This window comes from Aquabacterium sp. J223, from assembly GCF_024666615.1.
Lineage (GTDB): Bacteria > Pseudomonadota > Gammaproteobacteria > Burkholderiales > Burkholderiaceae_C > J223.
In genome coordinates, this window is sequence record NZ_CP088297.1 from 4,164,864 (window position 1) to 4,189,801 (window position 24,938).

The 24,938-nt window shown below is 63.4% G+C and carries 23 protein-coding genes and 1 pseudogene; 7 read left to right on the forward strand and 17 right to left on the reverse strand.

The genetic code is table 11. The features are described from left to right. Positions 1-20: 20 nt before the first annotated feature. Both LRS07_RS19645 and LRS07_RS19650 read left to right on the forward strand, forming a co-directional pair. Entirely contained in the window at positions 21-1,160 is a 1,140-nt protein-coding gene (locus tag LRS07_RS19645) for an LPD7 domain-containing protein (protein WP_260499610.1), read from the forward strand. Positions 1,161-1,170: 10 nt separating this feature from the next. Then, positions 1,171-2,472 carry a DUF1173 domain-containing protein gene (locus LRS07_RS19650; protein ID WP_260499611.1) on the forward strand — a complete coding sequence of 434 codons (1,302 nt, stop codon included), beginning with the start codon at positions 1,171-1,173 and terminating at the stop codon, positions 2,470-2,472. A gap of 724 nt (positions 2,473-3,196) precedes the next feature. Here the strand turns inward: LRS07_RS19650 and LRS07_RS19655 are convergent. The 8 genes from LRS07_RS19655 to LRS07_RS19690 all read right to left on the reverse strand — a co-directional run bounded on the left by LRS07_RS19655 (position 3,197) and on the right by LRS07_RS19690 (position 11,307). Next, positions 3,197-4,102, reverse strand: coding sequence for an AbiJ-NTD4 domain-containing protein (locus LRS07_RS19655; RefSeq protein WP_260499612.1), 906 nt, complete (start codon positions 4,100-4,102; stop codon positions 3,197-3,199). 136 nt (positions 4,103-4,238) lie between these two features. After that, positions 4,239-5,294 carry a DNA methyltransferase gene (locus LRS07_RS19660; protein WP_260499613.1) on the reverse strand — a complete coding sequence of 352 codons (1,056 nt, stop codon included), beginning with the start codon at positions 5,292-5,294 and terminating at the stop codon, positions 4,239-4,241. A 35-nt stretch (positions 5,295-5,329) separates the two neighbouring features. Next, positions 5,330-6,400, reverse strand: coding sequence for a hypothetical protein (locus LRS07_RS19665; RefSeq protein WP_260499614.1), 1,071 nt, complete (start codon positions 6,398-6,400; stop codon positions 5,330-5,332). Further along, positions 6,400-7,491 (reverse strand): hypothetical protein, encoded by a 1,092-nt coding sequence (locus LRS07_RS19670; RefSeq protein WP_260499615.1) that lies wholly within the window; start codon positions 7,489-7,491, stop codon positions 6,400-6,402. The genes LRS07_RS19665 and LRS07_RS19670 overlap by 1 nt, the downstream gene beginning before the upstream one ends. A 47-nt stretch (positions 7,492-7,538) precedes the next feature. Further along, complete coding sequence (locus LRS07_RS19675) at positions 7,539-7,721, reverse strand: helix-turn-helix domain-containing protein (RefSeq protein WP_312028329.1); 183 nt, start codon at positions 7,719-7,721, stop codon at positions 7,539-7,541. Between the two features lie 842 nt (positions 7,722-8,563). Continuing rightward, the gene (locus LRS07_RS19680; RefSeq protein ID WP_260499616.1) at positions 8,564-9,601 is read right to left on the reverse strand and encodes a hypothetical protein; all 1,038 of its coding nucleotides are present in this window, start codon (positions 9,599-9,601) and stop codon (positions 8,564-8,566) included. Between the two features lie 232 nt (positions 9,602-9,833). Next, positions 9,834-10,433, reverse strand: a complete 600-nt coding sequence (locus LRS07_RS19685) for a DUF6988 family protein (protein WP_409450568.1) — start codon at positions 10,431-10,433, stop codon at positions 9,834-9,836. Positions 10,434-10,506: 73 nt separating this feature from the next. Next, positions 10,507-11,307, reverse strand: coding sequence for a DUF6602 domain-containing protein (locus LRS07_RS19690; RefSeq protein WP_260499618.1), 801 nt, complete (start codon positions 11,305-11,307; stop codon positions 10,507-10,509). A gap of 517 nt (positions 11,308-11,824) precedes the next feature. Between LRS07_RS19690 and LRS07_RS19695 the strand changes: the two are divergent. After that, a pseudogene (locus LRS07_RS19695) lies at positions 11,825-12,312 on the forward strand (site-specific integrase); the annotation flags it as partial. 155 nt (positions 12,313-12,467) lie between these two features. Here the strand turns inward: LRS07_RS19695 and LRS07_RS19700 are convergent. The 3 genes from LRS07_RS19700 to LRS07_RS19710 form a co-directional block, all read right to left on the reverse strand. Next, positions 12,468-14,636 (reverse strand): AAA family ATPase, encoded by a 2,169-nt coding sequence (locus tag LRS07_RS19700; RefSeq protein ID WP_260499619.1) that lies wholly within the window; start codon positions 14,634-14,636, stop codon positions 12,468-12,470. Positions 14,637-15,120: 484 nt separating this feature from the next. Continuing rightward, positions 15,121-16,086 (reverse strand): relaxase/mobilization nuclease domain-containing protein, encoded by a 966-nt coding sequence (locus tag LRS07_RS19705; RefSeq protein ID WP_260499620.1) that lies wholly within the window; start codon positions 16,084-16,086, stop codon positions 15,121-15,123. 15 nt (positions 16,087-16,101) lie between these two features. Beyond that, entirely contained in the window at positions 16,102-16,677 is a 576-nt protein-coding gene (locus tag LRS07_RS19710; RefSeq protein ID WP_260499621.1) for a hypothetical protein, read from the reverse strand. A gap of 412 nt (positions 16,678-17,089) precedes the next feature. Here LRS07_RS19710 and LRS07_RS19715 point away from each other — a divergent pair, with 412 nt between their 5' ends. The 3 genes from LRS07_RS19715 to LRS07_RS19725 are packed head-to-tail and all read left to right on the forward strand — an operon-like array spanning position 17,090 to position 18,677. Next, the gene (locus tag LRS07_RS19715; RefSeq protein WP_260499622.1) at positions 17,090-17,482 is read left to right on the forward strand and encodes a hypothetical protein; all 393 of its coding nucleotides are present in this window, start codon (positions 17,090-17,092) and stop codon (positions 17,480-17,482) included. Further along, positions 17,479-18,219: a StbB family protein gene (gene stbB, locus LRS07_RS19720; protein WP_260499623.1), complete on the forward strand. Its 741-nt coding sequence runs from the start codon at positions 17,479-17,481 to the stop codon at positions 18,217-18,219. The genes LRS07_RS19715 and stbB overlap by 4 nt, the downstream gene beginning before the upstream one ends. Further along, positions 18,216-18,677: a hypothetical protein gene (locus tag LRS07_RS19725; RefSeq protein ID WP_260499624.1), complete on the forward strand. Its 462-nt coding sequence runs from the start codon at positions 18,216-18,218 to the stop codon at positions 18,675-18,677. The genes stbB and LRS07_RS19725 overlap by 4 nt, the downstream gene beginning before the upstream one ends. 49 nt (positions 18,678-18,726) lie before the next feature. Here LRS07_RS19725 and LRS07_RS19730 read toward each other — a convergent pair whose 3' ends face one another. From LRS07_RS19730 to radC, 4 genes are all read right to left on the reverse strand, one after another. Beyond that, a complete protein-coding gene (locus tag LRS07_RS19730) occupies positions 18,727-19,074 on the reverse strand; it encodes an H-NS histone family protein (RefSeq protein ID WP_260499625.1) in 348 nt (115 codons plus the stop codon). Between the two features lie 111 nt (positions 19,075-19,185). Continuing rightward, entirely contained in the window at positions 19,186-20,061 is an 876-nt protein-coding gene (locus tag LRS07_RS19735; protein ID WP_260499626.1) for a DUF932 domain-containing protein, read from the reverse strand. A gap of 70 nt (positions 20,062-20,131) precedes the next feature. Then, positions 20,132-20,578: a single-stranded DNA-binding protein gene (locus LRS07_RS19740; protein WP_260499627.1), complete on the reverse strand. Its 447-nt coding sequence runs from the start codon at positions 20,576-20,578 to the stop codon at positions 20,132-20,134. 511 nt (positions 20,579-21,089) lie between these two features. Further along, complete coding sequence (gene radC / locus LRS07_RS19745; protein WP_260499628.1) at positions 21,090-21,611, reverse strand: RadC family protein; 522 nt, start codon at positions 21,609-21,611, stop codon at positions 21,090-21,092. A 657-nt stretch (positions 21,612-22,268) separates the two neighbouring features. Between radC and LRS07_RS19750 the strand changes: the two genes are divergently transcribed. After that, positions 22,269-23,591: an NtaA/DmoA family FMN-dependent monooxygenase gene (locus LRS07_RS19750; RefSeq protein ID WP_260499629.1), complete on the forward strand. Its 1,323-nt coding sequence runs from the start codon at positions 22,269-22,271 to the stop codon at positions 23,589-23,591. A gap of 49 nt (positions 23,592-23,640) precedes the next feature. On the opposite strand, the gene LRS07_RS19755 is transcribed toward LRS07_RS19750, so the two are convergent. Both LRS07_RS19755 and LRS07_RS19760 read right to left on the reverse strand, forming a co-directional pair. Beyond that, positions 23,641-24,339: a hypothetical protein gene (locus LRS07_RS19755; RefSeq protein WP_260499630.1), complete on the reverse strand. Its 699-nt coding sequence runs from the start codon at positions 24,337-24,339 to the stop codon at positions 23,641-23,643. Positions 24,340-24,616: 277 nt separating this feature from the next. Then, entirely contained in the window at positions 24,617-24,934 is a 318-nt protein-coding gene (locus LRS07_RS19760) for a hypothetical protein (protein ID WP_260499631.1), read from the reverse strand. Between the last annotated feature and the right edge of the window lie 4 nt (positions 24,935-24,938).

Here is a 24,938-nt window from a genome sequence, read left to right on the forward strand (position 1 = left end):
CCCACCATCGCGAGGTCACCATGGATGCAGACAACTCCCCCGTCCGCCAGGCAGCGCCGGCCCAGGGCGGCACTGTCGAGCCGGCCAATCGCGCAACCGTGGCGATCGAGCGGTTCCAGACGCCGACGGGCACGCCAGGCGAGCGCTACGAGATGCGCGATCCCTTCGCGGAGGTCACGTACCGCGCAAACACATTCACCGAGATGGTCGCGAAGGCGGATCAAGTCGGCAGCACGCGCATCGTCGCGGTGGCCGAGGATGGCAAGCGCACGCCGATCCAGAAGGTCGACGGGGAGTGGCAGCGCGGGCAGCAGCGCCCGGCCTTGCCGGAGCTGCCCCTGGACCCCAGGCCGACTCGCGACGAGGTGCCCGAGGCCACCAACGTGGTCCCGATGCCGGGTGCCGCCAAGGCACCTGCACAGCCGGAGCAGGTCGATGCGAAGGCCATCGCCAAGATCGACGCCCAGGCCGAACGCGCCGCCCTCGTGGCGCGCCTCGAAGCCGCGCTGACGGATCGCTACATCATCAAGCGCGCGCCGGTGACGATGGGGGACGTGACCATCGGGCGCACCGAGTACCGCTTCCGCGGCGACACATCGCGCGTAGCCTTCACCGAGTCGACGTTCCGCCTGGCCACCGACACCAACAGCCCCTCGGTCGCCCGCTCGATGGTCGACGTGGCCGAGGCGCGCAACTGGAAAGCGCTGCGCGTCTCCGGCAACGAGGACTTCAAGCGCATGGTCTGGCTTGAGGCCTCCGTGCGCGGCGTGAAGACCCTGGGCTACGAACCGAATCCCGGCGACCTGGAAGTGCTCAAGCGCGAGCGCGAAGCCCGGCTGGTCAACCGCATCGAGCCGGCCCGCGACGCTCGCGCCGTTTCGGCATCCCCCACCGACAAGGCGTCGGCCCGAGGAGGCGGTGGCCGCAAGGCCGTGCTCGCCGCCATCGAGGCGGTACTGGTCGCCAAGATGGTGCCCGAGAAGCAGCGCGCGGCCGTGATGGCCGCGGCAACCGAGAAGCTCGCGCAGCGCATCCGCGACGGCCAGACGCCGAAGGTCAAGGTCTACGACAAGGCGGCTCCGTCGCAGCGGCCCGTCGTCATGCCGACACCCGAGATGCAGCGCACCCGCGACCGCGCCGCACCAGCACCTGTGCGATGAGGTCACGCCCGTGGAAACTCCGGCCCAAGACATCACGGCACCGGCGGCGATCTACGAGATTGCCGGCCGGCGATTTGAAATCGGGTCGCCAGGCTTCGCAGACGCCGTTGCCGACGCCCACGCTAGCCACCAGCGTCCCCGCTGCCTGTGCCTGGCCGAAGGCGTCGAGATGTACGTGGCGCGCCTTGGCGAGGGATACATCGTCAAGCGCATGCCCGACACGGGCAGCCACCACGCGCCCGACTGCCCGTCCTACGAACCGCCGGCCGAGTTTTCCGGCCTGGGGCAGGTGCTGGGCAGCGCGATCACCGAGGACCCGGCCACCGGCGAGACCACGCTGAAGCTGAACTTCCCGCTGACCAAGATGCCGGGCCGATCAATCATGCCGCCGGCAGGCGGCGAGATTGACAGCATCTCTTCCTCCGGCGCCAGGCTCTCGTTGCGGGGTCTGCTGCACTACCTCTGGGACCAGGCCGAGCTGACGCGGTGGCATCCGGGGTTCGCCGGCAAGCGGACCTGGGCCACAGTGCGAAGGCATTTGCTTCAGGCTGCGGAGCACATGCTCGCACGCGGCGACGCGCTGCGCGCCCGGCTCTATGTGCCGGAGCCGTTCTCCATCGCCGAGCGAGAAGCAATCAACGCGCGGCGTCAGGTGCATTGGCAGCACGCGGTACCCGGGAAGGCGCAACACCTGATGCTGCTGATCGGCGAGGTCAAGGAAATCGTGTCCGCACGCTACGGCTTCAAGGCGGTGGTCAAGCACATGCCCGACCAAGCCTTCGCCATCGACGAGCAGCTGTACCGGCGACTCGGGTGGCGCTTCGAGCCGGAGTTGGCGCTGTGGGGCGCCAGCGACGACATCCACATGGTGATGATTGCGACCTTCGGCGTGGGCCGTGCCGGCGTCCCGGCAATCCATGAGCTGTGCCTGATGCCCGTGACGCGCCACTGGCTCCCGGTTGCCGATGGCTTCGAGAAGCTGCTTCTCGATCGGCTCGTCGACCAGAACCGCTCCTTTGTGAAGGGCCTGCACTACAACCTCCGCCGGGGCGACCGGATCGCGAGCGCCGTGCTCACCGACTGCGACGGGTCGGCGCCGATGCTGTTCATCGGCCGTGCTAATGCCGACGAGTCCTTGCTAGGCCCCGAAACTGGCGCCGCTGGTGAGGCCCCGATCTGGAGGTGGTTTCGATCCAGCGAGCCGATGCCGCCTCTCCCGCTCCCACGCGCTCATTCGCCCCAGCCGGCGCCCAGGCAAGCAGAGCGAGCATCCGGGACAGCTCTCACAGCAGCGAAAGGTGACGATGGATAACCTGTTGCGCTACGCCAAAGTCAACCGGACGAACACCGTCATGCACCCGTCTCTCGAGCCAATGATCGCATGACCGCCGACCGCCCGGTTCGGTACTCGCGCGATTGGGTTACCTCCCGCCGGCCGAGTTCGAGGCCAACTACCATCGACAACGCGCTGGTCAGGCCGTCACCGTCTGACTTCAACAAACGGGCCTCCGCTAAACCCGGGGCGGTTCACTATGCAGCGATTGGCGTCGTTGGTCGACGGGAGCTAATGGTTCGGTAATGACCACATTGCCGTCACTCAGCGCCGGTGGTTCACGAGCGCCTCAGTGATCGGTGTCTGAAGGTGTGCGGCCGTTGTCTCGCTCAAGCGCACCGGGCGCAGGTGAACGATCAGTCAAGCGGCGAGGGTCGACCGAGCACATCCAACCCTGAACGGCCGGCGGAGCAGGCGATCTTCAACGACGTCCGACTGAACTTCCTCGCTGCCTTCGGGAGTGGCGTATGCAACGAGAACAGACGCCTCCCACCTTGACTACGTACAGAAGCACTGAAGCAAAGTCGGTTCGCCTTGAGAGGCGCGGGGCGTCGTCCTTGTGCAGCACTGACAGCTCGAGCGGACCTTGCGGCACCACCAGCGGGGCAATTTGGCCTCGTCGCCGGATAAGGTGCAGCCGCGGCCGCGGCACCAGCGCGTCGAGGCGCTGCATGAACTCCAGCGGGCTCATCATCAGGTGCGGCTACTTCTTTCTGAGCATCAGCTGAATCATCGAAAACAGTCTATGGAACAGGTAGTCCACTTGGTCCACGTCGATGACGGGCACCTGGCCGATTTCCGAGTGCCGGATGAGATGACTGTTTCCAATGGAGTTCAATTCTGTCGTTTCTTTCTCCAACCGTTCGCGCAGCGCCGGGACGGATGTCACCGCATCGAGGATGATCTTGACTGATCGCTTTTTGTTGCTCGGGTCAGCCAGTGATTTCAGTCGCTCCCATGCATCCCACAACCGTTCAAGCGCCTCGCGACGCACCAGTGGATCCGGGTCCGAAAACTTGGCGCGGCACTCATCGAGCATGTTGTCGAGTGTTCGGTCACCGGTGTTGAAGAACGTCCGCTTCAGTTCTTCACCGAGCACCGGAGGGAGCATCCGCTCAATTCGACCATTGGGCAGCAGCTCGAACGCAACGCCGTTGCGCGCGAAAATGCGATTGATGGTTGAGCGGAACTCTTCTTGCCCCGCCGACAGGTCAAAGGTCAGATGGTGATGGCTGAAAAAGTCGTGATACTTCCCTGGGATCGGCTTCGCCACTGATGCGTGGACGAACTCGATGAAGTCCAAGACGAGAAAAGTGTCGGGCGCGAACGGCCGGCGCTCAGCAAAGTAGCCCTCGCCGTCAACGGAGACGGTCTGCAATGGCCAGGCGAGACCCGGCATCTCTGCGCCTACCGAAGCCGCCAAGGCCTCAGCGTCGCCGCCGCATGTCGCTTGTCCGTCTGGGCAGCATTCGGGAAAGCGCAGGCCGAATGCACCGCTATTGATCAATGCTTCAACGGTGGCGACTACGCCTGCCCAGACCACCGGCGCGATCGTTTGCTCGGTCCGCGCGCCTGGACCATTCTGACGTTCGCTGAAGTAGTCTGTCATCCGATCCATCGTATAGCGCTACTCGAACACGCGGCTAGACCCCCGGCTGCATGGCGGCGCCGGCCTTTGCTGCATCAGGCGACAATGCCTCCAGCATTCTTGAATTCAGATGCGAGGTACCCATTTAAAACTCCGACTAGTTAAGGCCGAAGGCGAAGTCGTGCTCATAACGCTCGGGAGTTGTTCCTGGACGGAACGCGTTGGTTTGCCGGTTCTTGATCTTGGTGGTTTCGCCACTATGAAGCGGCTTGATCTTCATGCCATCAAATCCTGCAGACAGTGAGCTCTGCAGCCCTTTGAACAGATCCTCTTTGGTCAGCCTGGCACCGCCGATGCGAATGACGATGATGGTGCCGTTCATGACGAGTCTCGCGCAACCCGCCCAAGCCTCGGCAAGGAACTGCCAATACAGTTCTGCGCTGGTGTGTCTGTCGTCCCGGTTCTTGTTGATCAACGGACGCTCAGCACCTCCGAGAAACCAAAGTCGAAGCCATTGATCTTCGCTGTAGTCCGTCGTATCTAGGTACGGCGGCGAAGTCACTATGAGCTTGACCTGGTTCTTAAGGCTCGGGAACGCTCGCCTGGCTTCTCTGGCGTCGCGGAGCTTGACTTCGCCTCGCAGGCCTGGACGCTCAGCCGCCAAGCGATAAGCGGCAAGGTCTCCCGCGACATCAAACGCATCACGCTGAGGCGCGGTCAGCCCCTTCGCATTCCACCACCGAACGGAGTAATCCGGCTTCGTGCTGATCGTGCGTGGCATGCGGTTGCTCAGGCAGTTCGCCGTCTTGTGCGACTCACCATGCAACGCACCTAACAGCACTGCCGCGATAAAGCGGTCAACGCGGGAGTCTTTCCAATTTAGCTCGCGGCGCAGGAAGAGGAGTTGCTGCAGTGTCTTCTCGTGAAAGCAAGCTGTGAAGAACTCGCCGGCGGGAACGTCGACGGGCTGTGAATGAGTTTGGGCCTCTTTCAGTTCCTTCAGCCTTGTCTGGACCGATTTGAGTTGCGGAGAATCGGCCTTCGCCCCCGCGATACAAGCGGCCACTGGGTTGATGTCCACACCGATCGCGCGCCGGCCGTTCAGCAGACTTTCAAACACGGTAGTGCCTCGGCCACAGAATGGATCGAAGACCGTGTCCCCTCGTTCCGTGTATGCAAGCAACTGCTTCGCAACGAAGTCCTCGGGAAACATCGCGAAGTATGGGCAGATCGAATGTAGTGGGTGTCTCATGCGTGCACCAGTCCAGCGGTCTGGCGCGTACTAGATACCCAGCTCACGACCTGATCGAAACGGTCGCAGCCATCGACCTTGAGCCGATGGCAATCGGCAAACGCCATGCAGGCGTTCGCAAAGTGGGTGATGCGCAACCTGTCGAAGATTACACCGAACCTGGGCTCTTCGTGCCAGTAGCGGTTCCTCACTGCGTCCAGATACGGTCCGTTCCGCTCCGAGATATCGTGATGAAACGGGAACGGGATGAACATCGCCGGCGTCGAATGCTCCGCCGGACGATGCGTGAACCATGAGCCGTGCAGTTGACGGATGTACTCGACGACAGACTTCTCCCGCCACTGCAATCCCGAAGCGCACTGCCCAATCAGATACAGCTTGCCCGGCATACCGTCAGGATGATTTCGCCATGCAATGATGTCGATTCCGCCGTCCTTCAGCGACGTTGGCAGTCCGTCTGGTATGTCGTCGTTGTCGCGAACGCGACCAATGCCGAAGCGCGCGAAGGTCTCTCGGAGAGCGGTAAGGAATCCCGATCCTGATGCGCGTGGGAAGCCGAACGAACTGACATCGCCATTTAGGTAGCCGCCAGCCGCGAGGCAAGCGCAGATTTGAAAGGCATCTGCGATGTTTTGTTCCGCCTGACTCAGCGCCGTTGCGGCCTGGAGTCTGCGCTCTCTGATCGCTGATGCAAGCAGGCAGAAAAGGTAAACGACTTGGCCCGCATGATCATCATGCTCGTCGGGTCGCCTGGTGAGCCGCTGCCTTGCGGTATCCACCTCGAATGGGTAAGAATCGCCCAGCAGATCGCCTCTGTATTGAAGCTCCTCGAAGGTGACATCGACAAACTGGTATCGAGCGCCCTCCAAAATCGCCTCATCCAGGACCTCACCCGTTTCCGCGTCCACCATGTCCGGTTCCGCGGCCTCGTCTTCGAGAATATCCAGGACGTTCAGCAGCGTAGCGCGCGTCGACACGCCGCGCGTATCCATCAGCGTGCGGAGTTCCAGCCAATCGGCGAGCGCGCTACGCGTGTCCGTTGGGTTGGGCGGGCTAATGACAACCATCAGTTGTCGCCCGCCTCGACCTGTTGCTCACGCATCGTGGTCACAAGAGCACGAGCCGTTCGTTGCATACCTTCAGCGACCTTGAGCAAGGTCGGGTCGCTGTTGTACGCGCCGGCGAGGCCGAGAACGTCCTCGCACTGCTTCGCCGCTGTCATGAGCGCCTCTTCGAAGCGCGCCGAGGCAGGTTCTACGCGCTCGTAGGCCACGCGCAGATCGCGCTTGGCCATCAACATCGCCTTGGCCTCGGGATGAGCAAGCACCTTGCTCAGTTCATTCAGGTTCGGGTTCTGACTCTGAATGATTGTGGGCTCGCCCTTGTGCTCCTGGCCGTACAGCCAAGACATGAGCTGCTGGAATTCGCCGCGCTTTGCCGGCGCAATCGGGTCGATCTGAGGCGGTGCAGACAGGTCCTCGTTGCTCAGGCCTAGATATTCCCGGACCGACGCCCGGGTGAGAGCCGTGTAGAGATGTGAGAACGAAAAGTTCTTTTTCGATATCTGAGTGAGATCGAATCCATCCTTGATCGCTTGTTGCAAAGCGAACCAACCGTTCACCAAACGCCGCACCGTATTGTGGTTGTCGCCGAGCGTGCGACTGATGGTGCCGATGTCGCCCCCGCTTTCGTACCACTGCGCCGCATACTTTGCCTTCGCCAAGGCATCCCATTTGTGTGGGCCATTGATGTGTTTGAAACCAATGAAGCTGCGGGCATGGTCGCGATGCTCGACGACAAGAACGCGGACCTTCTTGGGCAGCGGCTTCCGAGTCTCAATATCCGGCAGGCTGATCTTGAGGTGGCGTCGCAAGTCTTCATTCGCAATCAGTCTTAGGGCGGCCAATCGACGATTGCCCTCCAAGACGATGTTGCCGGCACGCAGCACGATCAGGGGCTCGAAGTCAATGTACCCAGCGGACAGAATTGACTGAATCAGTTCATCTACGTCCGCGTGGTCGTAGAGCTCACGAATGATGTCTGCCTCGTCCGTGTAGCCCATGTCTACGAACCGGGGGTTCTCGCGATCGAAATGCAGATCGGCAGGCGCGACTTCACCCTGCAGGGGCGACGTGGGGGTATTTGCTGGCTTGGCCATCTAGTCGGTCTCCTTCCCGCTGCTTTCGTGGGCACGCATCGGTGTATTCATGACTCGGCCGCCTTCTGTTGCTCAATCCAAGATTCGATGTCTGCGCGCCGGAAACGCCAAGCCCCCGCGACCTTGAAGCCTGGAAGCTCGCGCTTCTTCACCAAGCGATAGACGGTCTTTTCGTCTACGCGTAGTAGTGCGGCAACTTCCTTCACTGTCAGCACGGTGTTGTCGACCATAGCGATGAGACACAAGAAGTTCTAGCATTCTAAGCGAAAGCAGTCCAAGCCAGGGCATTCCAAGGTACGCCCGTCCTGTCTGGCATCGTCGCAGGAGTCGCAGGTGAGTGCGTCTCGCCTAGCCGCCGGGCTCACGGGCTGCGCCCCGAGATTCATGCCGAATCCCGGTCATCCGGCTTCCGATCCCTGACGCCTCCGCGACGGTGCTGCCGTGCGCTGCGCTTGCCGGGGTGCGGTGGCGTGCGATGGTGGGGTCTTGCCGTACCCATTGAACCTATCACGCCCTTCGCGCCGTCAAGGGATGCGCGCGCCGTGCACGCTGCCGCCTCGGCGGCTGAGCGCCCGGTGTCGAAGGTGACGCGGGCGCATCGGCGTCATGCCTTTAAATGTCCCGGTGACGGTGGCCACGGTCAACCACGCCGTCGACAGCCAGGTCCGAGTTCAGTCTTGAGCCGTCATACGCGTGGCTTCGGCTGCTCTGCAGCGGTCGCAGCCGGTAGCGCTCCGAGGGTGAACTTACACTGTCTGCCATCAAGCAGCCATTGGACCTCGCGACCACGAGACGCTCGAATGTCAGCAGTACGCGGTGCAGAGGTCGTAGGTTCTGCGCGAGGCAGTTTGGCGCTCCACGGCCGACTGCTTCCGCCCGGGACAACCGACCAAACCCGACCCATAGTGGTCTTTCGGAGCCGTCAATAGAACTGGTTAGAACCGGTCGTTCGACGTTTCAGCTGAGCGGGCCCGCGGGGGAAGGCACTGAGGCCGCGTGGCGGATGATGACACTTGCCGCCTCGCGGCCCAAATGCCTGCCGGGGGAGGTCCGCTCGAGCGAAGGGTTGGCTTTATCGGTCGGCGTCAACGTGTGCTTGAAGAAGCAAAAGTAGACCAGAAAGTTTGGGAACGACGGTCGTCCCAAAGCGACTTACGTTGGGCGTAATGTGGGGCGCCATGAACGCGTCCGCGCGGAACAAGTCGACGTACGGGGCGTACATCGCGTGCAGGGCGTCAGGAAAATCACTAGGCTTGGCTCTACGAGGAGTAGCCAGTGTTGTTGTCCACCACGCGCTGTGTAGCGTCCGTACGCCTACAGATAGCCCAGGGCACATCTCATCAATGCGGTCAACGCCTAGCGGCGAGGCATCATGCCCTAGCAAGACCTGTGTGAGGCGGCTCGCAAGCCGCACCAATAGCTCGTCTTGCATTGTCTTCCACTTGGCCGATGACATGACCTCGTCCGCTGCGGAAGTGCCGAGGATGAGATCGAATTTCCGCAGCAGGGCCAATTGCTCAGCCATCTCGTCTAGCGACTGAAGTAGCGTTCTCCCTGGGCCACGGGTCCACTCGATGAACGGCGTTAGCTTGCTGTGGTGAGCGCGATACCACTGCATCATCCATCGGGGATCGCGAAGGCTTTCCAGGAAGGCTTGTTCGGCTTCCTCGGCTGTTGCATCACCAACTGAGTAACGCGTCAACACGCGGGCGTCGGTGGGCCGCATTGGGTACTTGGCGAGGATCTCGTCTAAGGTTCCGGAGCGCGCATTGCCGACGACTGAGGAGAGAAGGTCACTGCGTGGCTTGCCACGCTTTAGCGCCTTCCGCGCCGCGAGTCTGCGCGCTGCTCGATTCGGGGCAACTTCGGCGATGACGTCAACAATGCCCTTGGTGAGCTCGACTTCGCCAATCGGTGACACCGCCGCACTTCCCTCGGGAAACCAGTCTCCAGTAGAAGAGAACGGCTCGACCGGCGAATCGGTGAGCTTGTGCGCACGACGAAGCTCTTGCGCAAACAAGCGGTCCTGTGAGATGAGCACATTGCGACCGCACAACTTCACCAGCAGGTCGGCGCGGCGCTCTGCTGCGTCTACTAAGCGCGCGTCCAACGGAGACATTTCGCTGAGGTGCGTCCCTGAGAAGAATGTCTCAACGGCCCCGGTCTGGCACAGGGCACGGAGCTGCGATGCTATGGCTTGCTCTGCAGCGCTCCGGTTTGAAGCTGAGAGTACAGAATAGTCTGCGCTGTCGAGATAGAGCTTAGCGGGGCGTACACATGTGTTGTGTGACGGCGAACTTGCAAGCTCAGCGGGCGGCGCAGCCGTCCGATGGAGCGAAGAGTTAGGCCGCATTTTGGTGTGATTGCCAGCGGCCCAGTATCAAGCTGCCAAGATCGTCTCTGCCGGCCAACGCTGCAGTTGCTACCGTTGCTAGGCTTCCGACGAGTTCGCCGAGCCGCAATGCCGCGAGAAGTTCCTCAGCGGTATATGCAGGTTCTACTGCAGTCTCAGTCATCCATCGTTGCACGTGAAGACCTCCCGTGTGCGTGAAAGAACACATCGCGTCCCAATGCCTTCTCACTAAAGCAGTGAGCTTTCCGCCTTCATACGGGTGCACTTGCTCAAGAGCATCGAGAAGAAGCCGAAGCTTGGGTGGGTCTTCGTCTGACATGAACGAGTCGACCTGCGCTTCAGATGCGCAGTGCGCCAGCCACTCGCCTCTCAAAAACGATTCGAGCGCCGGACGCAAGAGTGCCATTGCACTTGCGTAGCGACGCTCTTCCAAGAGAAGAACCATCGAATGGTGATGGTCCTGTGCGATTGCTAGACAGCCGGAAGCGGCTCGTGCTCGAACTGACGCCGGAAGCTCAACGTCGTATACGAGTGTGGCTAGCCACGTGACTAGATCGGCGGCGCGTCGAAGTTCAGCAGTGGTGATCATGCAGCTCAATGTTCGACATGAATGGCAGCTGGCGGCTTGCTGACAGCTGTCCGCTCGATGGACGGGTTGGGCGTCATACCGCTCTGCCGAAGGTTTGATCAACGGGAAGATATGCTGAGGGCGTGGCGAGGCTACTGCCAGCTTGACGTAACCAGGAGTCGAACAAGACGTACCAAGCGAGCAACGCGTTCTCACCCAAGTCCATCACCAGGGCAGGCGGCAGCATTGCCGATAGGTCAGCTCCGTGCTGTAAGTGAAGTTGAGAACGATGTGCGCTACCCGGCTGCCCGAGCTGGGAAAGCTCCATGTAGGAGCCGCAGGAGATGAGAACACGATCGGGAACAACGATGAAGTCTGGCTGTTCGTTACGCGGAACGCCCGCAAGCTCGATCAGCACGTTCGCCTTAAGGGTCTCCGGTGCCGGGCAGTCGAATCCCCACACCACGAACAGCGAGTCGAACACCCGCTGACCTTGACCTGCTTCACAGTAGCGGCGCTGCAGAGTCTTAAAGCGACGCCCCTTAGCAATCGAGTCACGTAGTTCTGCCGGGCTTAGAGTCGTTTTTACTTCGACCAGGGAGTACACGGCCTCAACCGGCCAGAGTTGGTTCCGTGACGTTCCATAGAGCGGCGAGTTGTTTAGCGCATCCACAACAACTAGATCCGCCTGGTTTGAGAACAATCCTTCGTGAGAGATGACCATGCCTGACCCTACCCCGAAACGTTTGGGCAAGTGGTCAGAGAGGAAAGTGGCAACCAGATCTTCTCTGTTCTCACCGGCGGAAAGGTGATGGGACGCAAAGTCCCGCCTTATCGATGAAGACTTAGCGCGCATCTCGCGAGCGATGTCTGCCAGATATGCTGGAAGAATCAAAGTTCTCTCTCCTATGCCGCACAACTATGTTCTAGATGGACAGCCGATACCGTGTAAGCATGAGCCTGTCCGCATAACGCAATCGCTAACTCCACCTCAAGTGCCTTGTCACGCCTGTACATACCGGCGCGGACTGTACGTTCATTCGGCAATATTGTGGCGACCAAAGCCGACAAATCGCGCGCCCGACTTTGTCAGGGGCGAGGTCGGCATAACAAACCTCTGTGAGAGTATTCCCGAGCGGGAGGACGGAGGGGATTTTTCAATGGCTGCTCCTTCAGTGTCGCGCGGTCACGCCGTTCGAAACCTGCTGGACGCTATGACCGACTAGCGCTCCAGCGGTCGCCGCTGATGACCGCTCCTGGCCGAGACTGACAGTACGCCGGCGCGCCTGAAAGCTGCCCCCTCCAGGGGTATGTGGCGGCTCCTCCTTGACAGCGCGCCTCCGCGGGTAAGCCGGCGACAGGGCTGCTTCAAGAAGCATTCTGTGGAGCCCTCAACTCGATGGGAGACCATCATGGGAACCGCAGGCAACACCGCGCATCGCGAGCCGTGGAACAAGGGCAAGATCGTCGGGAGAAGGCGCCCTTTAAGCTCAAGGACATCTGGGCGCTACGCGTCCGCCTCCAGATGGAAAGCCGGGTGCGCGGACTGGCGCTCTTCAACCTGGGAATTGACAGCAAGCGGCGTGGGTGCGACCTCGTCGCCCTTAGGGTGCGGGATGTGTGCCATGGCGACCAGGTGGCAAGTCGCGCCATCGTCATGCAGCACAAGACCCAGCGCCCGGTGCAGTTCGAGATCACTCAGGCCACCAGGGACGTCCTACAGACGTCGATCAAGCAGGCCGCGCTGAAGCTAGAGGACTTCCTCTTCCCCAGCCGGCTTCACGACTCGCCGCATCTTTGGACCCGCCAGTACGCCCGGATCCTCGGGCACTGTGTCGATGAGCTGGGCCTAGACCGCGCTGAGTACGGGACGCACTCAATGCGCAGGACGACTTCGAGCAGACGGAGATCTGAGCCAGCAGACGGCCGGCCACTCGCGCAAGGCGGGGGTGGCCGACGGCGAATGCTGCTGTCTGGCGTGTCACCGCACTCACGCAGCCGGCCAGGAGCCGTCGCTGAAGAAAGTGGGCTTCATGGCACTTCAATGCCTCCCCTTTAGGCCATCCCGAGCACGTCTTGGTACAGGCGGCGAAGGTGCTGATCTGACATATCCAGGATTGGCTCGTACATGAACGAGTTGAGATGGACATTCTCCGGGGTCATGAGCATCACGCGCTGAAGAACTCGAAGGTTTTCGGCCTCCCCCGAGAACGAATCACGGTAACGTTTCAGAAGTGCCGGGGTCTGGTTCGCACTGATGGTCGCAAGCCAAGTGTCATCGTTGATCTTGGCAGCCATGAACCGTTCGGCCTTCAGGCGGGTAGCAATCGACATAACCACCTTGTTTTCAAAGTTGATGCCATCGTCTGCTTGCAAGCAGGCTCTGGCTTCCACGTCGATCATATTGAGCACGCTCTCCGCCTGGTCTGGCGACTGCGCGGCTGCGCCGAACAGGCGAAAATAGACGCCATCCAGGTCGGCGACCGTGATTCGGTCAGAACCGGCCTTCCAGTGCAGCAACGATGTCAGCAGGCTGTAGTCAGCGTCGCGATCTCCCCTCGTGTACTCGATCAGGTTTCGCATGAAGGGGATGCAACCGATCTTCTTCCGACGATCTGCATGAAAGTTCGGCTTCCAGAGGTTAACGAACACGTTCTTAATACCGACGGCCTCTTGCAGCCTTACGCCTTCGGCGGTCTTGGACACCATGAAGCAGTTGTTCCGCTGGACCAGCCCGCGGCTCTGGATGGTGCGGTAGAAGTCGAAGTTGTGCGTCAGGATGAGCAGCTTGAAGCGCGGGTCCTCAGCGAGGTCAGCCAAGTACTGAACGATGGCGTACTTGTTCTTATAGTCAAACGAATCTGCGATGTCGTCAACGACAACCAGAGTTTCCTTGCCACCCTGCTTCCGAACCTCGATGTCGAAGAGCATGTTAAGTACGTAGAATGCTTTCCTCTCGCCCGTGCTCAACGTTTGTAGGAGGGCCTCGCGGCCTACCTGAATCTCCTGCTCGCCGTCCTTGAACATGAAGCCCAAGCGCAGTACTGCTTCCTGGCCAAGCATGACCTCGACCTTGTTGATTGCGACAAGGCGAAAAGGGACCACGAAACGATCATTGAAGATGTCGATGACCGCCTGCCACTGCGTGCCTTCCCGAGCAGCCTGCTCTTGGATCTCCTTGCTCCGCGCCGCCGCCGCTTGGACCTTGGCAATGAGAGCTAGGTACAGCTCGTAGTGGGACTTGATGTACGACTTCCAGAGCTTCTCCTTAAATGCCGGTAGGTTGGCAAGCTCGGGCAGCAATTCCTCGTGCTGCTGCACGTACGCCTCGAAGTCGCGAAGCGTCGCGTTCTTTTGGATCTGCTTTTCCAACGCATCAAACTTCTTACGCAAACCCGCATCGCTTGTGATCTTCTCCTTCTCCTGCTTGATCAGCTCTTCGAGCTGTTCTTCCGAGGTGATCTCGACACGATCCTCACCGTTGAGGCTTACGGTGTGCTTGGCCTCAAAGAAGCCGTTCTCTTTCAGCTGCCGCGCCACTGTGGCGGCGTTGTAGTAGTTGAACGTTCCTTTCTTGAAATACTTGGATGCGGCAAGCAGTTCGTTGTACTTCTTGACGTAGTCGTCGATCGCCGTCTTGAAGTCGCCGGTTGCAAGGAATGCCAGGACCTTCTCATCCATGACTACCTCGTAAGGCACCGAAGCAAAGGGGGCGTCCGGTTGCTCGGCCAGCTCATCCTTGATGCGGTTCAGCGCGACGTAGAACTGATCGCTGCCCGCCGTAAAGGTTGTAGAAATCTCTTTGTCGATATCGCGCTTCGACTTTGACTGCGCCTTGACAGCCTTGAGGAATGCAGTTCGGGCGGCGTATATGTCAGCGTGCAACGCCTCGTACTCCTTGCGCAAGGTCTGATTCACCAGCAGCGTTGCCGTCTCCTCATTCTGACCGGGCGCTTCCTCGTACGGGCGCAGCACGACGATGCCCTCTGCTGGAAACTTAGCACCGACCTCATCCGTCACGCTGCGCGTGGTGACCCGATCCAGGAACACCCGATCCTTCGACTCCTTGCCGTGGGCGATGTCTTGAAAGGTGTTGGCCAACGAACTCTTCATCGCACCATTCGGCGCGTAGATCGACACGGTCGGCGACTTGCTGTAGTCCAGGATCGCTTCGAGCTTGCGGATGCCGTAGCAATTTGCAAGGGCTAGGTTCAGTGTTTTCATTGGTCGATCTCCCTGCGAGAAGCAAGCAGCTTATGCCAGGTTGGATAGGAAGCAAACGCATCGACCAAGCATACTTCAGCTCCGTGGCAGTCTCCGGGGCTTAACGTGTCGTCAGCTTCATAGTCCGGCACGAACTCTAGTTAATCCAACCGACTGACTGCTTCTCGAGATAGAGATGGGCAGGATGGGTGTCGCAGATGGGTCGGGTTCGGTCGGTTGTCCCGGGCGGAAGCAGTCGTTCCCGTACTGTGCCGCAAACAGGCTTGCTTGAGCGACTGTTCAAAGGCGTGTAGCGGTCACCCGAGGCGCGGCCCTGCGAACGACCGGTTCTGGTCCAGGTCGTCGTTCAGCGGTGGAAGCTGACCGACTGCACACAGTCTTAAGCTGCCATTTTGCTGCTGACCTACACCAGCAGCATCGAGGCTTAGTGCTCTTGCGCTGCCCCCAGGGAGTCGTATGCCAGGTCGGTGATCGCTCCATCCCGCTACCGCTCTCGTTCCCCGGTCGATGGCGAAAGCTGCGGGTCGCGCCCTGGCGCCGGCGAGATGCTCGGCTGCCGGATCATGGCCGTGGCAAAGGCCTCGACGGAGCGGGCAAGTCGTTTATCGGCCTCGCTCTCGCTGGCCGCAAGCGCCTTCGCGAGCTCGCACCAAGCCTGTTGCGCAGCGACGCGGCTGGCTTGCGCGGCTGCGCTCGGCTTTCCGGGAGCAGGCGGCTTCAGCAGTCGCCCGTTATGGTGCGCCTTGACCTGCCAGAGCTCGGGATGGCGAAGCGCCACGCCTCGCGTTGCCTGACGGGTCGCCTCGGCTTCGATGCCCCGCTCGCGAAGCTTGGCCGCAAAGGTTTCGCGCCATCGATGCAGGTCGGTCTTCCGTGGGTTCAAGCGTCCGCCACGCACCGATTCGGCCCGAACGCTGAGGTGCACATGCGGGTTGGCCTGGTGATCGTGCAGCACCATCACGTACTTGTGATCGGCGAGTTCGGACTTAGCGAACTCCCTCGCGGCCCAGTGCATGCTTTCCGGGTCCGTGCCTCGGGGCATCGAAAGCATGATGTTGAAGGCTTCGCGCCGGTGGCCGGGCTCGGCGTCATCAGCGATCAATGACCCGCCGAGTCGCCACTCGTCAGCCAGGTCGCGCAGGCTGTCCTTGCCCCGCATCGTCTCGCCGCGCTGGTCCTCGACTTCGAGCCGGCCGTTCTTGCTGATATAGCGGAAGTGCGCGGCGATGGCCTTCATGCCGCGCCCGCCGCCCGTCACCTTGACCATCACTTGGGGCGCACGGCGGACGACCGTTGCCTCGATGCGCTTGCGAATAGCGGCGGCGCGCAGTCGAGCAGCGTTGCCACTGAAGCGTGGTTGCGCCTTCACCTTGACGACCCGGTTACCGGGATAGAACAGGCGATCGCCCCAGGTGATCAGGGTGCCGTCGATGTTTGTTGGTTGGGCCATACGGATCTCCTTGCATCAGTGCGGAGAGCGAGCGGAAGACGTCCCCTTGCCACCGCGCGGCTGCAGATCGGCCAGCGCGAGGGCGGCCAGCTCGAGGTGCCGGCGCACGTCGCCAGCCAGCGTGTCCAGCATCTCGAGGTACGGCCTGGCGGGCTTAACGTTGGCCTGGCGCAGCAGCACCGTCAGGCGGTGGATGTTTCGGCATAGGGTCGCCAGTTCGGCGCTGGAGGCGATCAAGGAAGCGATGAGCTGGGCGCGGCCACCACCCGCCGACAGCACAGGTACGTTGGCGATGAGACCAGCCAAGTAGGCACCTCTCGACAGCCCCGCTGCACGCGCGCCGGCGCCAAGTTGTTTCGCCTCCTCCGCGCTCATGCGGATCGACAGCTTGACGCTGGCGGCGCTTGATGGACCACGGCCGGGAAAGTTTGTGCGTTCCGACTCGCACGCCAAGCCAAGCCCGAGATCGCGCGCCACCGCGCCGCGAACCAGCACCGACACGCTCACCCGATCGGCCTGCGCACGCGCCACCAGCGCGGCCTTCAGGCCGCGCATGTCGACTGTGACGAAGTCAGGGGCAGTGGTGTTCATGAGCCGACGAATGGAGGGTCGCGGAGCGCTTGTGAAACTAGCGGCAAGCCGCCTATCTCTGCACTCACCAATGCAGTCAGTATTGGCTGACCATTCAGCACCGAGACCGCTGATTCCTAGGCCCGATTCGTCGCCATGGCGAACCGTCGGCGCTCAACCCACGGCCGTTTGGCGGTGAGCGATGAACCGGGACCGGCAAACTATTGAACGCTTCAGAACAGCACTCGCGTCGGCTGCGAACCCCATGCGCACAAGCGGCGAACGACGCTCGGCAAGTCGAGGACTGCGTGCGCCAAGGCGCCGGCCATCAGGCGAATGCTTCTCGCCCGGGTCGCGACGATTTTTCGCTAAAAGTCGTCGCCCGACCTGCCTCCTCTTGCGCCTAGTCTTAGCTGGTCGACCACCAGCAGCCATGCGCCTTCAACCCCGCCGCCCGCCAGGTCATGCCAGTCGCAAGGCGCTGGGCTATGCGTCCGAGATCTGCAGCCTGCGCGGTGCTGGGCACTCCTATGCCGCCATCCGCGAAGCGCTGGAGGATGTGGGTGTGCAGGTGAGCATCAGCACAGTGCGACGTGAGGTGCTCAAGGGCATCCTGAGGCCGCCGATTCCTCAGGCGAGCAGTAATGAGCCAGCGTCGGTGGCCAGGAATCCGTCCACTGTCTGGTCCCCTCGCAGCCTGAGCGTCAGCTCACCCGCAGCCGTGCCTTCGCCGACCGCAATGCCGCTGCCCGGAAGGCACGTGGCCGACGCGTTCATGCGCGGTCGCTCCACCAACCCCCTCTTCCTCACGGAGACCCAAGGATGAAGCTCGCCGTCATCAGCTTTTCCGGCAACGTCGGCAAGTCGACCATTGCCCGGCACCTGCTGGCGCCTCGGCTGCCGGGCGCCCGGGTGATCGCCATCGAAAGCATCAACGCCGACGAAGGTCAGGCACAGTCGATGCGAGGCTTTCAGTTCGGTGACCTGCAGGAGTACCTGCAGAGCGTGGACGACGTGGTGGTCGACATTGGCGCTAGCAACGTCGAAGAACTCATGCGCCTGATGCACCTGTACCAAGGCAGCCACGAGGAGTTCGACTGTTTCATCGTGCCCACGGTCCCGCCGCCGAAGCAGCAGCAGGACACCATCGCCACGCTGGTGGACCTGCATGCGGTTGGCGTGACCCCGGAGCGCATCCAGGTGGTCTTCAACATGGTAGACGACCGCGAACCGCTCGAGCGGACGTTCCACAGCCTACTGGCGTTCCTCAAGGAGCAGCCGATCGCCACGGCAAAGCTCGGTTGCCGTCTGGGTGCCAATGAGGTCTACGCCCGCATCAGGGGCACCGGGTCGGATCTGGCCCAGATCGCCCTCGACGACACCGACTACAAGCGGCTCATTTCCAGGACAGCCGACCGAGGGGAGAAGATGGCGTTGGGTCAAAAGCTGGCGACCCGCCGACTGGCGCGTGGGGTGGTACTGCAGCTGGACGCCTGCTTCGCCGCCCTGGACCTCGGGCGCTTCGTCAATGCTGACGTGATTTCCACCACGCTGCCATCATGAATGACCCAGTGGCCGCCCGAGAGGCGCTGATCATCGAGGCGATCGGCGAGGCCGGCCGCCTAGTCGAGTCGGTGGAGGCGTCCACGACACACCTGCGACAGATTGGCCGAGAACTGAACGCGGCACAGGCTGCCCTGCGCGTGTCCCTAGTCGACTTCGAGTCGCGCTTGTCAGCGGTCACCGAGCACGCCAAGACGGTGTGCATCAAGCACATCGCAGAGCACACCCAAGACGCAGCTCGGCGGTCGATCGACCAGCAGAGCCGGGCGATGGCCGACGCTGCGCGTCTGGCTTTTGGTGCCCAGTTGGGCGGCTCCATGGAGCGGCTGCAAGCCCTGCTGCGCCCTCTAGTCGAGTCTCGGCAGCGCCGTTGGAAGACGGTGATGCGCTACGCAGCGACCGCCGCAACAGCGTCGGTCACCACGTTAGTGATCACGATACTGACTGGACAGAGCTGAGGGGCATCAAGGCTCCGATCGAGAATGCTCGCGCTGGCTCCCTGTGGCCTTACGACGCCGCCAACTCCTCCAGCGTCTTGCCTGCGGCAAGCGCGTCCTTGATCCACTGCGGGCGCTTACCTCTGCCAACCCATTCGTTGCCCTGATCGTCACGGTACTTCGCGCCTGACTTGGCGCCACGCGTCTTCTTCGCTAGGCGGCGTTGGACCGGGGACGCTTGGGCTTTCGGCTTTCGTGGGCCCTTTGCCAGCCCGAGGTCGGCTGCGGTCAAGCCGTATGCGGCGATCGCAGCCTTGATCTTTTCGATAACGCCCGCGGCTTCCTTTGCACGGAGTGCGTCGGCTTCGCGCTGTAGCGTTTCAATCTGCTGTTGAATTTGTTCGTAGGTCTTTGCCATAAGAGTGAGCGCTGGATCGAGGGCCGCATTCTGACGTAACTGAGGAACGCAGTGCTCAACTCCATATGCCGACGACTGTCTTATGAAGACCGTCGCCGGCAAGTACGCGAATCAATCCTTTAACTTGCGCATCTCTTCGGCCAGGGTCCACAACGCCCGGTTCAGGCTGACGCCGCGGTCGATGCTGCCCACTGGCCGGGTCTGCAGTCGCCGGCCCTGTGCGCTGCGGCCCGGCTGTCCACCACGGATCGTGTTCTCCTGCACCCGCTGAAAGGTGCTCCACAGACTGGGGCCGATGTCCTCGGGCCGGCGCGCTTCGACCAACTGCTCGGCCGTCACGGGCGCCGAACGGTGCCCGCCCGTATCTTCAACGACCCGCTCCCCGAAGCGGAGCGCGAGGGCGGCGGTTGCAAAGGCGATTTGTTCGGCGGTCTGGAGCTGCAGTGCCTTCATCGCCTCGGTGTGCTCCTGGACCGCCTCGAACTGGTCGAGCACCCGAAAGGCCCCTTCAATCACCTCTCCTTGTACGTCGCCGCGATGAGGGATGCGGATGTCTTCCACCACGTCTCCCACCACCAGGCCATTGCAGCAAACGAAGCGGAACAGCCCAGCAAGCATTTGGTACGAGCTGGCGCCGTCGTGGCTGTTGATGAGGATGATCTCTTGGGCCTCCGGCCGGCTTTGTGCCCTCCCCAACCCGTCACGGTGGTGGCGCAGGCGGACGAGGTGCTTCGTGAACGCTGCTTTGCCCTCCACCCGACTGGCGCCCTGGGCGACCATGAAGGGCTCGAAACCCTCCTTGCGCAGGCCGCGGAGGACGTCGATGGTGGGGATGTAGGTGTAGCGCTCGGAGCGGCTCGCGTGCTTGCCCTCAGCGAAGACGGACGGCGCCGCGACGCGCATCTGGTCCTCGCTCAGCGGCGCCTCGGCGCGCAGGACACGGGTATTGCGGGCGAAGCGGGTCGCCAGGGTGGGAGTCGAGTACATGGTGGTTCCTTCGATCGGTGGGAGATGAAAGGGCAGACCCGACGGCATGCGCGCGCCCGCCCGGACCCTGTCAGGCGTAGGCGCGGCTGGACGCTTGGACGTTGCGGCCTTGGGTGCTGGTGCCCTTGACGGGCAGAGGCGGGTTGCCCTTGCCGTCGCGGGACCGCCGCGCTTCTGCATCGCCGCGGCTGTCGAGGTAGTCGATCTCCTCGACGGTGAAGGTCATGCCGTAGACGACTTCACCGTCCTTCTCGTAGTTGTTGTTCTGCAGGCGCCCGACGACGTTGACGTGCGATCCCTTTGCGAGGTACGCCGCGGCGTTCTCGGCCTGCTTGCCCCACAGCGTCCACTGGATGGCGGTGGGCTCTTCGTCCTGCGGATCGGCAGAACTTCTGCGGGTGTTGCTGATGGCGGTCAGCACCGCCTTGGCGACCTTGCCGTCGCGCCCATTGACGTAGCCCAGGCGGACCGGACCGGCCAGGTGGGCGTGTCGCTGGATGACTTGAACGTGGGCCATGGAAAGCTCCTTGCGAGCGGACCCGCCGGGCCCCGGACCGGGGCACCTGAAAACAGATCCTCTCGCTCGGACTTCCTCGCTCCCGCCCACGGGCGGGCGGGGGTGGGCAGGGCCCCTTACCTTCTTTGGCTTGAGGGAAGGGGTTGGGGATGGGTGGTGTTCACCGCAGCCGAAGCAGTGCGCCGGTTACCCGGCCCACCGCTTGAAGATCCCCCCCACAAGTCCCCCTCACAAGAGATGGGGGCGCAGCTGGGGGGAGCGCGGTGGGACGCCCGGCGCACGGGCTGCCACCTCATTCGGCGGCGCAGCCTCGCGGCTGATGTGCCAGCCCGCCTGGCGCAGCGGCTGCGGCGAAGACGACGACAGGTCCACAAGCCGGCGCGGCCCTGCGGCCGGCGTGACACCAAGCGCAGCGACTGGCGCGTCGGCCGAGCGGCGGCGAGCACTTTCTGGTGTCAGGGACCTGCGGGGCTCAAGGAAAAGGGGCGGCCCGCGCCGCCCCGTAGATGCTTTAGATCAGACCGCGCTCCGCGAACGATACGACGTCCGACGCTGTGACGACGAAGTGATCGAGCACCCGCACGTCTACCAGCGTTAGCGTCGTCTTAAGCGTCTGCGTGAGCAGCTCATCCGCCCTGCTCTGCTCGGCCGACCCGGAAGGGTGGTTGTGAGCAAAGATCACCGCCGCGGCGTTCAATCTCAGCGACTCCTTGACCACCTCTCGGGGGTACACGTACGTCTGCGACACCGTGCCGCGGAACATCGGCTTGAGCTCGATCACCCGGTGCTGCGCATCCAGGAAGAGCACGCAGAACACCTCGTGCTCCAGGAGCCCGATCTCCAACCGGAGGTAGTCCTTGACCACCTGAGGCGAGTTCATCGTGGTGCCGCGGCAGACCTTGTTCGACAGCACCTGGCGAGCTTGCTGCAGCAGCTCGTCGGCACTTGCCGCTCGGTACTGGCCGTCCGCCTCGCGAACGAGCAGGTCCACGCTGCTAGCAGGCTGGACAGAGGAAAGAATCGACTGCGACATGACGGACTCCGGTCGGTGTCGGGCGGGATTGCCCGAGACCGGAGCACCACGGCGCAGCGCAGCCGTCAGGGTTCGAAGACGGCCGCCAGGCCGCCAGCGCTTGCCCTGCAAGCGCGCCGACCTTGACGGCGAGAACGGCGTGGTAGCGTGGGTCGACACGGCAAACCCACCCGCCGCACGCCTCGGTCACCTGCGTGATGACGGGCGGCGTCGCCGGTCCCGACCGACTTGCGTGAGGGATGGCAGCCCGGCAGGGGCGAGACACCGGCCGCGCTGGCTCGACGCGAAGCGCAACAGCCCGGCCCGGCGTAGCAGGGACACGCCCTCGCGCACCGCATCACCACACGAGTACCTGTTGTCCGGGCATCGAACGTAAACTGGTTGACGTTGCGATGTCTTGGCGAGTGCCGCACCGTGCCACTGAAGCGCATTAAGCGCGTGAGGTTGCGTGTGGGGTTCGCAGGGCGCGTCGAGATAAAAGTTCCAGCGCGACAAGGGCTTGCGGCTCCTATCGAGCTTCAGGTGCAGAACCTGGAATAGCGCCCGCCGGGCCGCCCCATCGGCCCGGCCTATGACGCCACCACGGCGGCACGACGGCGAACCGCGCTGGCCGTTGCCTTGCTTGCGGCCGGCGGGCCGCCACCACCGCCGCCCGCCATGCCGCCGACCGCCGCACCGCAGAAGTTCCACCTGGCCTGGTTCGCCAGCGCCGGGCCCGACGAATGGAACGCGCCGTTCGCCTCCGGCGGCGGCCGGCCGTGGAACGGCCGCTTCCACATCGAGTGGGCGCAGGCGCTGGAGCGCGCCGGCTTCGACTTCATGGTGATGGAGGACAAGCTTCACGTCTCCGAGATCTACGGCGGCGACGCGCGCATGACGCTCAAGCTCGGTGCGCTGACGCCGCTGCAGGACCCGGCGCCGCTGGCGGCGCTGATCGGCGGCGCCACCCGGCACCTCGGCATCGTGCCCACGCTGTCCACGCTGTCGTACCCGCCCTTCCTGCTGGCCCGCCTGTGCGCCACGCTGGACAACCTGACGGAGGGCCGGATCGGCTGGAACATCGTCACCAGCGGCGAGGACGCGGCGGCGCAGAACTTCGGCCTCGACAAGCTGCCCGAGCGCGAGCTGCGCTACGACATGGCCGACGAGTACCTGGACCTGGTGAACCGGCTGTTCGCCTCCTGGGACGCCGACGCGGTGGTGCTGGACCGGACCACCGGCACCTACGCCGACCCCACCAAGGTGCGGCCGGTGAACTTCGAGGGCCGCTGGTTCAGGTGCCGCGGGCCGCTGAACACCGTGCCCGGACCGCAGGGCCGGCCGCTGTACCTGCAGGCCGGCGCCTCGCCGCGCGGCCGCGCCTTCGCCGCGCAACACGCCGACGCGGTGATCGGCGTGGCCAACGGCGTCGCCGGCATGAAGGCCTTCCGCGACGACGTGCGCCGGCGCGCCGCCGAGACCGGCCGCGACCCGCAGCGCATCAAGGTGCTGTTCCTCGTCTCGCCGGTGATGGCCGAGACCGAGGCCGAGGCGGTGCGTCGCCACCACGAGGGCGTGCACAGCGACGACTACGTGCACCGCAACCTGGCCTTCCTCGGCGCCTTCACCGACGTCGACTTCGCCGAGTTCGACCTCGACCAGCCGCTGCCGCGCAAGCTGGAGACCAACGGCGGCATGGGATCGCTGGACAAGTTCCAGCAATGGGGCAGCGGCAAGACGCTGCGCCAGCTGGTGGCCGACGGCGGCAGCACCGGCAGCATCCCGCTGGTCGGCACGCCCGAGCAGGTGGCCGACCGCATGGCCGAGGCGATGCAGGCCGTGGGCGGCGACGGCTTCCTCATCAAGGCGCCCTTCGGCCACATCAGCCGCCGCTACCTGCACGAGGTGACCGACGGCCTGGTGCCCGCCCTGCAGCGCCGGGGCCTGGTGCGGACCGAGTACACCCAGGCGACCCTGCGCGACACGGTGCTGGAGTTCTGACGACGTTGCGGTGCCCCCGCAGGCCGGTCCGCGCCGTCCCCGGCCGTCCTCAGAAGTTCCGCGAAAACCGGGCCACGAGCAGCCACCGGCGTTTCCGGTCATGGTTCAGCGTCGACGGACCGAGGCCCAGCTGCAGCGCCTCGTTCCTGCGCAACGGAAGGTGCAACTGCGGCGTCAGCCGATAACCCCAGCCGCCCGGCCGGGCGTGTTCCAGGTTCGCCTCGAGGCCGAGCGTCCAGCGGTCCGATGCACGCCAGAACAGCGCCGCATTGACCAGCCAGGTGCGCGGCCCCGACGCCGCCGACTCGGCATGCCGAAGCCCGACCATGTGCATGCTGCTCCACTGGTCGCTCCAGCGAGCGCCGTGCAGGTACAGCAGGTCGTGATGGGTCGGTTGCGCCTCCAGGGCCTTCCTGCTGATGAACTGCCAGCCATGGATCATGCGGCCTCCCCACAGGCCGCCGAAGGTGCCCTGGACCGCGACCTTGATCTCGTCGAGCGTGCCCCTGCTGTGCGGCAGCTCCAGTTCCACCGCATGGCCGTCCGCGAAGACGTACTCGAGTTCCGGCGACCACGCCAAGCCCTGCCCGCGGCCGTGAGCGGCATAGAGGTTGACCTCCAGTTCACCCTTGGGTGAGCCCAGCGGCCGCACGAGGTCGAACACCAGGGGTTCCGGGATTCCCAGGGCATCGCTGCCGGAGGCAGCGTCGCCCAAGTCGGTGCCGGCGGCGTGAACCACGGCGGACATGAGGATCCCCGCCAGCAGGCAAGCCGGGGCGCGTGGGGCACGGCCATGCACGGCCATTGCGGCCGGACGATGAAGTGTCATGTCGAGGAAGGGACGGCGCGACCACGCCAGCCCGCAAGAGGGATCGGACCGGATCGGGGTGGCGCGCCGGAGACCGGCGCGCCATCGGCGCCCGTTGGCCGGGGCCCGCACGTCCAGCGGACGCACGGGCGCGGGCCACGGGCTCAACGCGCCGGCAGCACCATGGGTGGCCGGACGCCACCGCGGGCGCGGCGCGTCAGACGCGCGGAGGTCGGAACAGCGGGTCGGGGTCTGCCGAGACCCCGAAGCACGGCGGCGCCCCACGGCTCAGGGGCGTACCGCCCTGCGGCTGCCAGGGGAGGTTGGCGAGCAGCGCACCGTCGGGTGCGTCGCTGGCCGCCGGCGCGCCAGGCCGGTCGTCCAGGTGGTGGTCGTCGACGCTGCCCACCACACCGTCCGCGTCCAGCGCAAGCGCCGGGACGACAGAGGCCGGCTTCGCGACAAGCGCCTCGAACGAGGCGAACCCGTTGTGCGCGATGACCACGGCGAGCAGGAACGTCAGGACACGGAGCATGCGC